Annotated in this window: 12 protein-coding genes and 1 pseudogene; 11 read left to right on the top strand and 2 right to left on the bottom strand. The window is 73.0% G+C overall.

The features are described 5' to 3' along the window. Positions 1–4: 4 nt before the first annotated feature. The 10 genes from HEQ75_RS13065 (at position 5) to HEQ75_RS13020 (ending at position 11,483) form a co-directional block, all read left to right on the top strand. Positions 5–583, top strand: a complete 579-nt coding sequence (locus tag HEQ75_RS13065; RefSeq protein WP_168031164.1) for a chromate transporter — start codon at positions 5–7, stop codon at positions 581–583. Next, positions 580–1,104: a chromate transporter gene (locus HEQ75_RS13060; RefSeq protein WP_168031162.1), complete on the top strand. Its 525-nt coding sequence runs from the start codon at positions 580–582 to the stop codon at positions 1,102–1,104. The genes HEQ75_RS13065 and HEQ75_RS13060 overlap by 4 nt, the downstream gene beginning before the upstream one ends. Before the next feature lie 29 nt (positions 1,105–1,133). Continuing rightward, positions 1,134–2,588, top strand: a complete 1,455-nt coding sequence (locus HEQ75_RS13055; protein WP_168031160.1) for an FAD-binding oxidoreductase — start codon at positions 1,134–1,136, stop codon at positions 2,586–2,588. Beyond that, on the top strand, positions 2,585–3,283 hold the full coding sequence (locus HEQ75_RS13050) for a trypsin-like peptidase domain-containing protein (protein WP_168031158.1): 699 nt from the start codon (positions 2,585–2,587) through the stop codon (positions 3,281–3,283). Before HEQ75_RS13055 ends, HEQ75_RS13050 begins: the two co-directional genes overlap by 4 nt. A gap of 49 nt (positions 3,284–3,332) precedes the next feature. Then, positions 3,333–4,493 (top strand): LptF/LptG family permease, encoded by a 1,161-nt coding sequence (locus tag HEQ75_RS13045; protein WP_168031156.1) that lies wholly within the window; start codon positions 3,333–3,335, stop codon positions 4,491–4,493. A 105-nt stretch (positions 4,494–4,598) separates the two neighbouring features. After that, positions 4,599–5,735, top strand: a complete 1,137-nt coding sequence (lptG, locus tag HEQ75_RS13040) for an LPS export ABC transporter permease LptG (RefSeq protein ID WP_168031154.1) — start codon at positions 4,599–4,601, stop codon at positions 5,733–5,735. Beyond that, positions 5,735–8,050, top strand: coding sequence for an LPS-assembly protein LptD (locus tag HEQ75_RS13035; protein ID WP_209318529.1), 2,316 nt, complete (start codon positions 5,735–5,737; stop codon positions 8,048–8,050). The genes lptG and HEQ75_RS13035 overlap by 1 nt, the downstream gene beginning before the upstream one ends. An 80-nt stretch (positions 8,051–8,130) precedes the next feature. Then, complete coding sequence (locus HEQ75_RS13030; RefSeq protein WP_168031152.1) at positions 8,131–9,459, top strand: peptidylprolyl isomerase; 1,329 nt, start codon at positions 8,131–8,133, stop codon at positions 9,457–9,459. A 159-nt stretch (positions 9,460–9,618) separates the two neighbouring features. Beyond that, positions 9,619–10,470 carry a 16S rRNA (adenine(1518)-N(6)/adenine(1519)-N(6))-dimethyltransferase RsmA gene (gene rsmA, locus HEQ75_RS13025; RefSeq protein ID WP_168031151.1) on the top strand — a complete coding sequence of 284 codons (852 nt, stop codon included), beginning with the start codon at positions 9,619–9,621 and terminating at the stop codon, positions 10,468–10,470. A 47-nt stretch (positions 10,471–10,517) separates the two neighbouring features. Next, entirely contained in the window at positions 10,518–11,483 is a 966-nt protein-coding gene (locus tag HEQ75_RS13020) for a D-2-hydroxyacid dehydrogenase (RefSeq protein WP_168031149.1), read from the top strand. Positions 11,484–11,534: 51 nt separating this feature from the next. On the opposite strand, the gene HEQ75_RS13015 is transcribed toward HEQ75_RS13020, so the two are convergent. Next, positions 11,535–11,945 (bottom strand): PH domain-containing protein, encoded by a 411-nt coding sequence (locus HEQ75_RS13015; protein WP_168031147.1) that lies wholly within the window; start codon positions 11,943–11,945, stop codon positions 11,535–11,537. Continuing rightward, positions 11,932–12,666, bottom strand: coding sequence for an alpha/beta fold hydrolase (locus HEQ75_RS13010; protein ID WP_168031145.1), 735 nt, complete (start codon positions 12,664–12,666; stop codon positions 11,932–11,934). The genes HEQ75_RS13015 and HEQ75_RS13010 overlap by 14 nt, the downstream gene beginning before the upstream one ends. Before the next feature lie 210 nt (positions 12,667–12,876). Here HEQ75_RS13010 and HEQ75_RS13005 point away from each other — a divergent pair. After that, a pseudogene (locus HEQ75_RS13005) lies at positions 12,877–13,108 on the top strand (hypothetical protein); the annotation flags it as partial.

The following is a 13,108-nucleotide window of genomic DNA, read 5'->3' as shown; positions in this document are numbered from 1 at the left end:
GGGAATGGCAGACAATCCGCCCCAGGAGTCGGAACCGGCCCCGCCCGCGCGCCCGCGGCCCGGGGTGGCGGCGCTGTTCCTCACCTACCTCAGGATCGGCCTGATCGGCTTCGGCGGCGTCAATGCCTGGGCGCGGCGGGTGCTGGTGGAGGAGAAGCGCTGGGTGACGGAGCAGGAATATGCCGAGGTGCTGGGCCTCGGCCAGGTGCTGCCGGGCCCGAACGCGCTGAACGTCGCCATCCACCTGGGCGAGCGCTTCCGCGGCGGCCCCGGCGCGCTGGCCGCCAGCGTCGGGCTGTTCGGCGGGCCGATGCTGGTGCTGCTGGGCCTGGCCATGCTGCACGACCAGTATGGGGAGGTGCCGGTGGTGAAGGCCGTGCTGGCCGGCATCGCCGCCGCCGCCGCCGGGATGATCCTCGGCACCGCGGCCAAGATCACGGAAAAGCTGCGCCCGGCCTGGCCGATCCTGGCCGTCGGGCTGGCGGCGCTGCTGGCGGGGGCCGTATTGCGGCTGCCGCTGCCGGCCATCGTGCTCGGCCTCGCCCCCTTCGGCATCGCCGCCGCCTGGTGGACGCGGCGATGAGCGAGGATCCGCTCTGGCAGCTCGCGGTGGGCTTTGCCGGCATCTCCATGATCGCCATCGGCGGCGGCATCGCCGTGGTGCCGGAGATGAACCGGCTGGTGGTGGACGTGCATGGCTGGATGACCGATGCGCGCTTCGCGCAGCTGTTCGCCCTGGCCCAGGCGGCGCCGGGGCCGAATGTGCTGGTGGTGGGGCTGATCGGGTGGCATGTGGCGGGGCTGGCCGGCATGCTGGCGGCGGTGCTGGCGATGTGCGGCCCGGCCGGGCTGCTGGCCTACGGCTTCGCGCGGCTGCGCACGCGGCTGGCGGGGGCTGCCTGGCTGCGGGTGGTGGAGCGGGGGCTGGTGCCGGTGGCCGTCGGCCTCATCTTCTCCTCCGGCATCATCCTGGCGCAGGCGGCGGCGGTGCGTTGGCTGGCGGTGGTGGTCTCCGTCGGCTCCACCCTGTTCGTCTGGCGCACCGAAGCCTCGCCGCTCTGGGTGCTGGGGGTGGGGGCGGTGCTGGGGGCGCTCTTCCTGTAGTGTAGCAACCTTGTTCGTGAAGCGGGACCATGCCTGACACCTCCGCCACCCCCTCCCCCGGCCTGATCGAGGCGCTGGGCAACCTGCTCGGCCCGCGTGGCCTGCTGACGGCGCCGGAGGATCTGGCGCCGCACCTGTCCGACTGGCGGGCGCTGTACCGCGGGGCGACGCCCTGCGTGGTGCGCCCGGCGGATACGGCGGAACTCGCCGCGGCGGTGAAGCTGTGCGCCGCCGCCGGCGTCGCCATGGTGCCGCAGGGGGGCAATACCTCCATGGTCGGCGGCGCGGTGCCGGACGAGACGGGGCGGCAGGTGGTGGTCAGCCTGGCCCGGCTGAACCGCATCCGCGCGCTGGATCCGGTGGACCTGACCATGACGGCGGAAGCCGGCGTGGTGCTGAAGGCGGCGCAGGTGGCGGCGGCAGAGGCCGGCTGCCTGTTCCCGCTGAGCCTCGGCGCGGAAGGCACCGCCACCATCGGCGGCGTGCTGTCCACCAATGCCGGCGGCAACACCACGGTGCGCTACGGCAATGCCCGCGAATTGATGCTGGGGCTGGAGGTGGTGCTGCCGGACGGGCAGGTGTGGGACGGGCTGCGCCGGCTGCGCAAGGACAATACCGGCTATGCGCTGCGCCACCTGTTCGTGGGCGCGGAGGGCACGCTGGGCTTCATCACCGCCGCCGTGCTGCGGATGTATCCGCGCCCGCGCGACACTGCGCTGGCCTTCTGCGCCGTGGCCGACGAGGATTCGGCGCTGGCCCTGTTCCGCCGCTTCCGCGACCGCGACGAGAGCGCGGTGCGCGCCTTCGAGTACATGTCCGGCACCGGCGTGGATTTCTGCCTGCGGCACATCGAGGGGGTGACCCTGCCGGTCTCCACCCGCGCCGACCACTACGTGCTGGTGGACCTCGCCTCCCCCCGCCCCGACGCGGCGCTGCGCGACATGGCGGAGGCGCTGCTGGCAGAGGCGATGGAGGCGGGCGAGGTGCTGGACGCCGTGCTGGCCGAATCCGAGGCCCAGGCGCAGAAGCTGTGGAAGATCCGGGAGGAACATCCGGAAGCACAGAAGCGGGAGGGGGCCTCGGTGAAGAACGACGTCTCCGTTCCCGTCTCCCGCGTGCCGGAGATGATCCGGCGCTGTTCCGAGGCCCTGGTGCGGATGATCCCGGGCAGCCGGCCGGTGCCCTTCGGGCATATCGGCGACGGCAACATCCACATGAACCTGGAACAGCCACCGGGCATGGACGCTGGCGCCTTCCTGGCGCGCAGCCACGATATCATGGACTGCGTGAACGACATCGTCCGTGAGATGGACGGGTCGTTCAGCGCGGAACACGGCATCGGCCGGCTGAAGACCGACATGATGCCGGCATGGCGCGGCGGGGCGGAGCTGGATGCGATGCAGCGCATCAAGGCGGCGCTCGACCCCTGGGGGCTGATGAACCCGGGCAAGGTCTTCCCCGCGGGCGGCAACCACCGCGCTTGAAGGCCGGCCTGGCCCTCGCGGCGCTGCTGGCGCTGGCCGGCTGCGCCGCGCCGCGGCCGCGCGCCGTGGACCCGGCGCTGGCCGCGGCCGGCGCGGTGGCAGCGGTGCAGTCCGGCGAATCGGTGCGCTGCCGGGCCACCGGGGGCGCGGTGCATCTGGGTGGCGGGCGCTTCGTGACGGCGGCGCATGTGGTGGATGGCTCCGTCCAGCTGTCCCGCGGCGTCTGCCCTGCGGGGGCGGGGCCGCTGGTGCTGGCGGTGGCCGGCAGCCCGGCGCCGGCCCGGCTGGTGCGCGCCGGGCAGGACCGCATCGATCGCGGCATCGGCCAACGCTATCTGGGCGGGGAAGATGTGGCGCTGCTGCGCCCGGCCCGCGCCCTGCCCCGGCTGGGCGCGGCGGCGCTGTGCCCTGCCCTGCCGCCGCCCGGCACGCCGGCCCTGCTGGTGACGCCGCGGCGCTCGCTGCGCACCCGCATCCTGGCCCCGGTGGCGGACCCCGATGCCCGATTCGGCGCCTATCTGGAGATTCCGGAGAGGCTGATGCCCGGCGAATCGGGCGGCGCGGTGTTCGAGGCAGGGTCGGGCTGCCTGGCCGGGCTGGTCAGCCACCGGGATGAGGGGCCGGGGCCGGCGCGAACGCGGCTGGTGCCCGCCCCCGTCATTGCCCGCTTCCTTGCCGCCATTGTGGGGCCATGAGGGTGGGCCGCTTTGCAGGGGATGCCCCCGGGCTGGTAGAAGCCAGCGGATGACCCGCATCGACCGCTACATCCTGCGCCAATTGATCGGTGGGCTGCTGGCCGTGACCTTCGGCCTGGCGGCCCTGGTCTGGCTGACGCAGTCGCTGCGCTTCATCGAGCTGGTGCTGGACCGCGGCCTGTCGCTGGCCGTCTTCGTGCAGCTTACCGGGTTGATGCTGCCGGGCTTCTTCGCCGTGATCCTGCCGATCACCACCTTCGTCGTGGTGCTGTTCGTCTATGTGCGGATGAACACGGATCGGGAGCTGGTGGTGATGCGCGCGGCCGGCCTGTCCCAGCTCCGCCTCGGCCGCCCGGCCTTCCTGCTGGCCCTGGCCTCGGTCGGCATCGGCTACCTGCTGAACCTGTGGCTGGTGCCGATGTCGCACACCGCCTTCCGCATCTGGCAATACGAGATCCGCAACGAGATGGCGGCCATCCTGGTGCAGGAAGGCGTCTTCTCCTCGGTCGGCGGGGATCTGACGGTCTATGCGCGGCTGCGCGACCGGGACGGCACGCTGCGCGGGATCCTGGTGCATGATGCGCGCGAACGCGGGGCGCCGGCCACCATCCTGGCCGAGGTCGGCCGCATCACCAACGGCCCGCACGGCCCGCGCGTGACGCTGCAGAACGGCGTGCGCCAGCAGATGGAGCGGGTGCCGCCGCCGGCCGATGCGCCGCCGGGCACGCCCCCGCGGATGCGGCTTTCGGTGCTGAGCTTCCAGGAAAACAGCGTCGACCTGGCCCGCGCCACGCGGCAGGAGGAGGTGCGGTTCCGCGATTCCCGCGAACGCAGCGTGGCGGAGCTGCTGCATCCGGACCCTGAGGAGCATTTGCGGCCGCGGGAGATCGCCCGCTTCGTGGGCGAGGCGCATCAGCGCCTGTCGGCGCCGCTGACGGCGATGACCTTCGCCCTGGTCGGTCTGGCGGTGGCGCTGACCGGCCAGTTCCGCCGGCATGGCGGCGGGCTGCGGCTGGCCTCCGGCGTCGGGCTGGTGGTGGGTCTGCTGGCGGTGGGGCTGACCATCGGCAACCTGGCGACGCGCGACAACAGCTTCGTCTGGCTGATCTGGCTGCATGCCACCCTGCCCGGCGTGGTGGCGGCCTGGTGGCTGGTGGGCGCGCCGGGCCTGCCGCGCTTCCGCGCCCACAGCCCCGCCGCGGCGGGCTGAGCCCGTGCGGATGATTGCCCCGAAGGGCCCGAATCCCCCTACCATCCCGATCATGCCGACGGGTCTTGATTCCCAAGCCCGATCCTTTCACAGGCCCTGAGGCGCATGGTCGTCACCCCCACCCTGACGCTGTATGTGGCGCGCAACTTCCTGGCGAGCACGCTGATCGTCATGGCCGGGCTGATCGGGCTGGTGGCGCTGTTCGACTTCATCGAGCTGCTGCGCCGCGCCGCCACCCGCCCCAATGTCGGCTTTTCCATCCCGCTGGAGATCGCGGCGATGCGGCTGCCCTTCGTGGCGCTGCAGATCCTGCCCTTCGCCATCCTGCTGGGCGGCATCGTCGCCTTCTGGCGGTTGACCCGGTCCTCCGAGCTGATCGTGGCGCGGGCCGCCGGAATCTCCGCCTGGGGGTTCCTGACCGGGCCGCTGACGGTGGCCGTGCTGCTCGGCATGCTGGGCACCTTCGGCATCTCGCCCATCTCCTCCGCCCTGCTGGCGCGGGCGGAACGGATGGACCAGAATTTCCTGCGCACCGGCGGCGGGCTTTCCTCCCTGGCCGGTGGGCGGCTTTGGCTGCGCCAGGCGGACCGGGCGTTGGACCCGCAGGGGGTGGCCATCATCTCCGGCCGCCCCGTCGCGATGCGCGACAGCGAGCCGGTGCTGCGCGGCGCCCCCCGATTCGAGCTGCAGGAGGTGACGGTCTGGCGGCTTTCCGCCGATGACCGGCCGCTGGCGCGGATCGAGGCGCCGGTGGCACGGCTGGTCGATGGGCAATGGGTGATGGAGGCCGCCGTCAGCTTCGGCGCCGACCGCCTGGCCCGCCCGCCGATGCGCCTGGCGCTGCCGACGGAGCTCACGCCGGACCGCATCCAGGACAGCTTCGCCTCCCCCGAAACCCTGGATTTCTGGGCGCTGCCGCGCTTCATCGCGGTGCTGGAGGAAGCCGGCTTCTCCGCCGTGCGGCACCGCATCCAGTTCCAGTCGCTGCTGGCCCTGCCGGCGCTGGCACTCGGCATGGCGCTGCTGGCCGCCGGATTTTCCATGCGCCAGACGCGGCGCGGCGGCGTGGCGCAGATGATCGGCGGCGGCGTGGCGGCGGGATTCGCCCTGTTCGTCCTCGACAAGGTCAGCAATGAAATGGGCGAAGCCGGCTCGCTGCCGGTGATCCTGGCGGCCTGGGCGCCGACGCTCGCCGGGCTCCTGCTGGCGCTGGCCCTGCTGCTGCACCTGGAGGATGGCTGATGCCGCCGACCGCGCCGTCCCGGCCCGGGACCCTGCCGCCGCCGCGGCCGCGCGGCAAGCTGCCGCCGGCCCTGCGGCCGGTGCTGCAGCCCGTCGCCCTGGCCCCGGCCAGGCCCCGGCGCGCCCGCCACGGCGCGCTGGCGCTGCTGCTGGCGCTGGCCGCCGGCGTCCTGGTGCTGGCCCCGGCCGGGACCAGCGCCCAGCAGGGTCTGCCCGGCCTCGGCAACCGCGCCGTGGGCGACGGGCCGGTGACCTTCACGGCGGAGGAGGTGGAATACGACCAGCGCAGCAATGTCGTCACGGCCCGTGGCCGGGTGGAGGCCTGGCAGGGCGACCGGGTGCTGCGCGCCGATGAGTTCACCTATGATCGCGATACCGGCATCGCCACCGCCACCGGCAATGTCGCGCTGATCGAGCCCGATGGGCAGACGCTGTTCGCTGACCGGGTGGAGCTGGCCGGCGGCATGCGTGACGCGGCGATCGAGGGGCTGCGCGGGCTGCTGACCTCCAACGCCAGGCTGGCCGCAGCCGGCGCAAGGCGTACCGGCGGCACCGTCACCGACCTGGCGCGGGTGGTCTATTCCTCCTGCGACCTTTGCGCCGAGGACCCGACGCGGCCGCCGCTGTGGCAGTTGCGCGCCCGCATCGCCACGCTCGACAGCGTCGAGCAGCGGGTGCGCTACCGTGACGCGGCCGTCGAATTCGGCGGCTGGCCGCTGCTCTACACGCCCTATTTCAGCCATGCCTCGCCGGATGCGCCACGCGCCTCCGGCTTCCTGTCGCCCACCTTCGGCACCACCCGCTTCCTCGGCGCCTTCCTGGAGGTACCCTATTACTGGGCGATCGACGACCATTCGGATGCGACCATCAGCGTCACCGCCTCCTCCGAGCAGGTGCCGAACCTGGGTGGCGTCTATCGCCGGCGCTTCAACAATGGCGAGGTCAGCTTCGAGGGCTCGCTGGGCAGCCTGGAGGGGACCGACGCGGACGGCTTCGGCGGCCACATCTTCTCCCGCGGCCGGTTCACGCTGGATGAGAACTGGCGCGCCGGCTTCGCGCTGAACCGCGCTTCATCGCGCGAATACGTCCAGGCCTGGCGCTACGGGGCGCCGCGGGTGCTGACCAGCACCGCCTATGCCGAGGGGTTCTGGGGGCCGGAGGGCTATGCGCGGATCGACACGCTGCTGTACCAGGGCCTCGACGCGGCCAATTCCACGGCGCTGACGCCCTTCGTGCTGCCGCGCTTCTTCGCCGACTACGTTTTCCCGAATGACAGCCTGGGCGGGCGCTTCAGCATCGACGCCTCGGCCTACAGCCTGTTCCGCAGCGCCGGCACGGATACGCGGCGCGCCGGAACCCGTGCCGCCTATGAATTGCCGCTGGTGGGCGACCTGGGCGAGATCTGGACCTTCCGCACCCATGCCGACCTGATCGGCGGCTGGGTGGACGGGCTGGCCCTGGCGCCGACCTATGGCGATGCGGCCGGCGACGGCTTCTACGGCCGCGCGCATCTCCGCAGCGCGCTGGACTGGCGGCTGCCGCTGGTGCGTGGCGCCGGCGAATACGGATCGCAGTTGATCGAGCCACGGGTGCAGTTCGTCACCGGGCCCTCCACCGGGTCCCAGGTGCGGTTCCCGAACGAGGACAGCCTGGATTTCGAGTTCACCGACGCCAACCTGTTCAGCCTGAACCGCTTCCCCGGCCGGGACCGGCTGGAAGGCGGCACGCGGGTGGACTACGCGATGCGCAGCGCCTGGCTGTTCCCGAATGGCGGGCAGGTGGAAGGGCTGGTCGGCCAGTCCGTTCGCATGGCCACCGACGAGACCTTCGCCGAGGGGTCCGGCCTGGAAGGCCGTCGTTCGGACTATGTCGGCCGGCTGCGGCTGGCGCCGGTGCCGTGGTTCGAGATGGTCGGGCGGGCGCGGCTGGACAAGGAATCCGGCGAGGGCCGTCTGTGGGACGGCACCGCCACCGTCTATGGCGGGCCGTTCAGCCTTTCGGGCGGCTATCTGCTGACCAACCCGGCGCCCAACGTCACCACCAGGAAGCGGGAGGAGTATTCGCTCGGCGCCAATGTCCGGGTAAACGAATACTGGCGCGTCGGCCTGTTCGGCCGCTACGACATCGGCCTGGACCGCCCGGTTTCCGCCCAGCTTTCCGCCACCTACGAGGATGAGTGCTTCATCTTCGAGACCCGCTTCGTGCGCAGCTGGGCGGAAGACCCCACCACGCTGGCGGACTACACCGGCGGCACGCTGCTGCTGTTCCGCATCGGGCTGAAGACCATCGGCGATTTCGGGCTGCGGGCGCTGTGACGCGGGCAAATCCGTTGCGCGCCGCGATTGCCGGCGGCCGGGTGATTTCGCCCCGGCCGGCTTTGCTCTAGGAAAGCGCGATGCGTCATCCCGCCCGTGCCCTGCTGCTGCTGTCCGCCCTGGCCGGCAGCGCCCTCGCCACCCCGCCGGCCCTGGCCCAGGGCAGCGCGCGCCCGGCCGTGCAGGGCGCCGCCGGGGCGAACGCCCCCTGGGTGAATTCGATCGTCGCCGTGGTGAACGGGGACATCGTCACCCGCGCCGATGTCGATGGCCGGCGCCGGCTGTTTGCCCTCAATGCCGGGCTGACCATCACGCCGGAGGTGCTGCAGCGCCTGACCCCGCAGGTGACCCGCCTGCTGGTGGATGAACGCCTGCGCATGCAGGAGATCCAGCGCCGCCGGATTCCCGTGCGGGACGCCGATATCGCCCAGGCGGTGGAGGAGCTGGAACGCCGCAACGGCCTGCCCGCCGGCGGGCTGGTGGCGCAGCTGCGCCGCGCCGGGGTGGAACCGCGGGTGCTGTATGACCAGATCCGCGTGCAGATCGGCTGGGCGCGGCTGATCCGCCAGCTGCTGGGCCCGCAGGCGAACCCGGCGGAGGCCGCGGTGGCGGAGCTGATCGCCAGCCAGCGCGCCCGCACCGGGCAGCCGGAATTCCTGGTCAGCGAGATCTTCATCCCCGTCGACGACCCGGGCGAGGAGGCGGAGGTCCGCAGCTTCGTGGACGAGGTGGTCAGCCAGCTGCGCCGCGGCGTGCCCTTCCCCGTGGCGGCGACCCAGTTCAGCCAGGCCCAGACCGCGCTGCAGGGCGGCGACCTGGGCTGGGTGGGGGCGGAGGCGCTGGACCAGGAGGTGGCGGCCATCGTCACCCAGATGCCGCCCGGCGCCGTCAGCAATGCCATCCGCGTGCCCGGCGGCTTCCAGATCGTGGCGCTGCGCCAGCGGCGGGAAGTGGGGCGCGACATGGCGACGATCCTGACGCTGCGCCAGGCCTTCTTCCCGTTCAGCCAGCCGCTGAACCCGAACAGCCCGACGCCGCAGCAGGTCCAGACGGTGGAACGCGCCCGCAACCTCGCCGGTTCGGCGCGGGGCTGCGAGGCGGTGGAGGCCGCGGCGCGCGCCGCCGGCAGCGGCCGGGACCCGAATCCGGGCGAGGTCCGGCTGGAAGCGATCCAGCCGCCGCCGCTGCGCCAGCTGATCGCCGGCCTGACCCCCGGGCGCGCCAGCCAGCCGGTGATCGCGCCGGACGGCGTGGCCGTCATCATGGTCTGCACGCGGGAAACCCGGAACCAGGCGGAGCTGACGCCGGACGCGGCGCGCCAGCAGCTGGTGCGGGACCGCGTGGAATTGCTGTCGCGCCAGTTGCAGCGCGACCTGCGGCGACGCGCCCAGATCGAGATGCGTAGTTGAGGCTTCTGCCTGGATCAGCCTTTCCAGACCCTCGGGCGCCGGGCGCCGCCTCCGGCCGCCTGGCTCGCCGCCCTGGCGGCGGGCGCCGTTCGGCGCCCCGGCGGCCCATGGCCGCCGCAGGGCCGTCCATGGCTGCCGCGAGGGCGGGCGTGGGCCGGCATGTCTGAGCTTCCCCCGCTGCCCTCGCTCCGCGACACGGTTCGCGAATACGGGCTGGATGCGCGCAAGTCGCTCGGCCAGCATTTCCTGCTGGACACGGCCATCTGCACCCGGATCGCAGCGCTCGCCGGGGATCTGACGGGCCGGCATGTGCTGGAGGTGGGGCCCGGACCCGGCGGGCTGACGCGTGCCCTGCTGGCGACGCCGGCCGCGCAGGTGCTGGCGGTGGAGCTGGACCGGCGGGCGATCGCGGCGCAGCAGGCGCTGGCCGCCCACCACCCCGGGCGCCTGACGGTGCTGGAAGGCGACGCGCTGGAACTGGACCCGCTGGCGGCCCTGCCGGCCCCGCGCCGCATCATCGCCAACCTGCCCTACAATGTGGCGACGCCGCTGCTGGTCGCCTGGCTGCGCCAGGCTGCGGGCATCGAGGGCATGACCCTGATGTTCCAGCAGGAGGTGGCGGAGCGGATCTGTGCCGCCCCGGGCAGCGACGCCTACGGCCGGCTCGGCGTGCTGGCGCAATGGCGGTGCCGCGCGCAATTCCTGCTGAGCCTGCCGCCCGGCGCCTTCAGCCCGCCGCCCAAGGTCTTCTCGGCCATGGTCGGCCTGACGCCGCACGCCGAAGACCCGGGGCCGGCGCTGTTTGCCGCGATGGAACGCACCACCGCCGCCGCCTTCGGGCAGCGGCGCAAGATGCTGCGCGGGTCCTTGAAGCAGCTCGGCCAGGCGGAGGCGCTGCTGGACGCCGCCGGCATCGATGGGGAGCGGCGGGCGGAGACGCTGACGATCGCGGAGTTCGACCGCCTGGCCCGCGCCCTGCTGGCCCGCGAGGCCGCCGACGGGGTTGCCTGACGGCGCGGCTGGCTGTCTTGTCGCCTGCCCAACCCGGAGATTGACCGATGCTGCCGCCGGACGACCAGCTCACCCTCTGCTTCGCCCATGTCGCCTACCGCTTCGCCGAGCGGTACGCGCAGCGCGGCGGCCGGCTGCAGCATTTCGAGGTGCGCAGCCTGGACGAGCTGGAAGCGCGGATCGGCGAGGCGGATGTGCTGCTGGTCTCCGGCATGTGGCGCAACCACCTGGCGGCGAAGGCGCCGCGGCTGCAATTCATCCAGTCCATCAGCGCCGGCGTGGACCAGTACGACAGGGCCGTGCTGGGCAGCGCCGGCATCCGCCTGGCCTCCGCGCAGGGTGCCAACGCCAATGCGGTGTCGGAACACGCCATGGCGCTGATCCTGGCGCAGGCCCGGCTGCTGCCGCAGGCGCGCGACAACCAGGTGCGGAAGCATTGGCGCGGCATGATCGGCGACCTGACGCAGCGCGAGGATGAACTCGGCGGCAAGACGCTGCTGGTGGTGGGCATCGGCCGCATCGGCGGGCGGCTGGCGCGCCTGGCCAAGGCCTTCGGGATGAACGTGATCGGGCTGCGCCAGGACCCGGCCAAGGGGGCGGAAGGGGCGGATGAGATCCACGGCATGGAGGCGCTGATGGCACAGCTGCCGCGGGCCGACATCGTCGCGCTGACCTGCGCGCTGACGCCGGAGACGCGCGGCCTGATCGGCGCCGCGGCGCTGGGCGCGATGAAGCCGGGGGCAAGCCTGGTGAATGTGGCGCGCGGGGCGGTGTGCGACGAGGCGGCGCTGGTCGCGGCGCTGGCCTCCGGCCAGCTCGGCCAGGCGGCGCTGGACGTGACGGCGGAGGAACCGCTGGCCGAATCGAGCCCGCTCTGGAGCCTGCCCAACGTCCTCATCACGCCGCATACCGGCGGCGAGACGCGGGCCTATGAGGGCAATGTGCTCGACCTGCTGGAAGCCAACCTGCCGCGGCTGCGGGCCGGGCAGGCGCTGGTCAACCAGGTGGTGTGACGGCGCGGCGCCTTCACCCGGCCCTCTCCCCCCATTGGGCGGAGGGGGCTTTCAGTCCAGGTTGGTGCTGCCGCGGGGGCGGGCGCTGGCGTTCCAGGCGGCGCGGATCGCCTCGCTGACCGCGACCGGGTCAGGCACGCCGCGCAGCGTGTGCGTCTCCTCCGCCCTGCCTTCGGTCGCCTTGATGACGACGTCGCCGATGCCCAGCAGCCGGTGCCAGATCGCCTGCTTCGAGACCACGTCGCGGATGCGGAAGACCTCCACATCGTCGCGCACCTTGGTCCAGAAGCCTTCCTCCACGATCACGCGCTCCGACGTCACGCGGATGCGCTGGCGGCCGAGGAAGGGCAGACCGAGCATCAGCAGGGCCAGCCCACCGCGCAGCAGGCCGAAGGATCGGCGGGATTCGCGGGTCACCAGGATATCGGTCTCGGCCATCGCCATCTCCTCAGGCAGGGTCATGCTGCGGCGCCGCCAGGGCGGGGGCAAGCCAAGCGTGCAGCAGAGCGTTCACCGCCGGAGGATCCTCCATCGGCGGCAGGTGGGCGGTGCGCGGGATGCGGTGCAGGCTGGCGCCGGGGATGCCGGCGGCGATCTCCGCCGCCAGTTCGGGCGGCGTCAGCACATCGGCCTCGCCCACCGCGACCAGGGTGGGCACGCGGATCGCGCAGAGGCCCGGGCGGCTGTCCGGGCGCGCCAGGATGGCGCGCTGCTGGCGGGCGAAGGCCTCGCGGCCCAGGCGCTCCGCCATCGCCCGCACCTCCTCGCCCAGCGGGCCCGCCAAGTGCTCCGGGTGCAGCAGCTGCGGCAGCAGGCGGGGGGTGACGCCGCGGAACTGGCCGGACCGCGACAGCGCCAGCAGGCCGCGCCGGCGCCGCGCCTGTTCCGGCGTGTCCGGCCGGGCGGAGGTGTCCATCAGCGCCAGGCGGGCGATGCGCGACGGCGCGCGGCGCATCACCTCCAGCGCCACATAGCCGCCCATGGACAGGCCGAGGAGGCAGATGGGCGCGTCACCCGGCACGGCATCCAGCGCGCGGGCCGCCATCGACCCGAGATTGTCATCCAGCGCCAGGTCGGCGACGACGCAGCGCAAGGAAGGGGAGAAGGCCGCGACCTGGTCGCGCCAGAGCCTGGAATCGCAAAGCAGTCCGGGAAGCAGCAGCAGCACGGGCGGAGCGGTCATGCGCCGTCCCTATGGCGGGGCGGCGGCGGCGTCCAGGCCGTCTTGCCTTGATTTCCGGCGCATTGCGGCGCATATGGCCTGCATCCCGCCCGGCCCCGCCAAGCGCCTGTTGCCGCGCCTGTGGGGCGCCCCCGCCGAGTACGCGTCCCGGTTCATCCGGGGGGCAAGCAGGTGGCGGGCTGGTCCGAGGCATGCAGAGAACCAAGCACGTTGAGCGATCATAGCGACGCGACCGCCCCGCGCGCGGCCGAGACCGAACACACCGAGGCTCCGACGGACGCCGCCCCCGCGGCGGTGACGGCGGAGGCATCGGCCGAGACCGCGCCCCCCGCCGAGACCGCCGCGCCGGCGCCGCGCCGCAAGCGGGCGCCGAGTGCCAAGACGCTGGCGGCCCGTGCCGCCAAGGCCGAGGCGGCCAAGCCGAAGCTCCCCAAGGCCAAGC

The sequence above is a fragment of the Falsiroseomonas selenitidurans genome, assembly GCF_012103215.1.
GTDB lineage: Bacteria > Pseudomonadota > Alphaproteobacteria > Acetobacterales > Acetobacteraceae > Falsiroseomonas > Falsiroseomonas selenitidurans.
The sequence above is the reverse complement of the archived record's forward strand: the minus strand, read 5'-3'. Positions and strand labels throughout refer to the sequence as shown.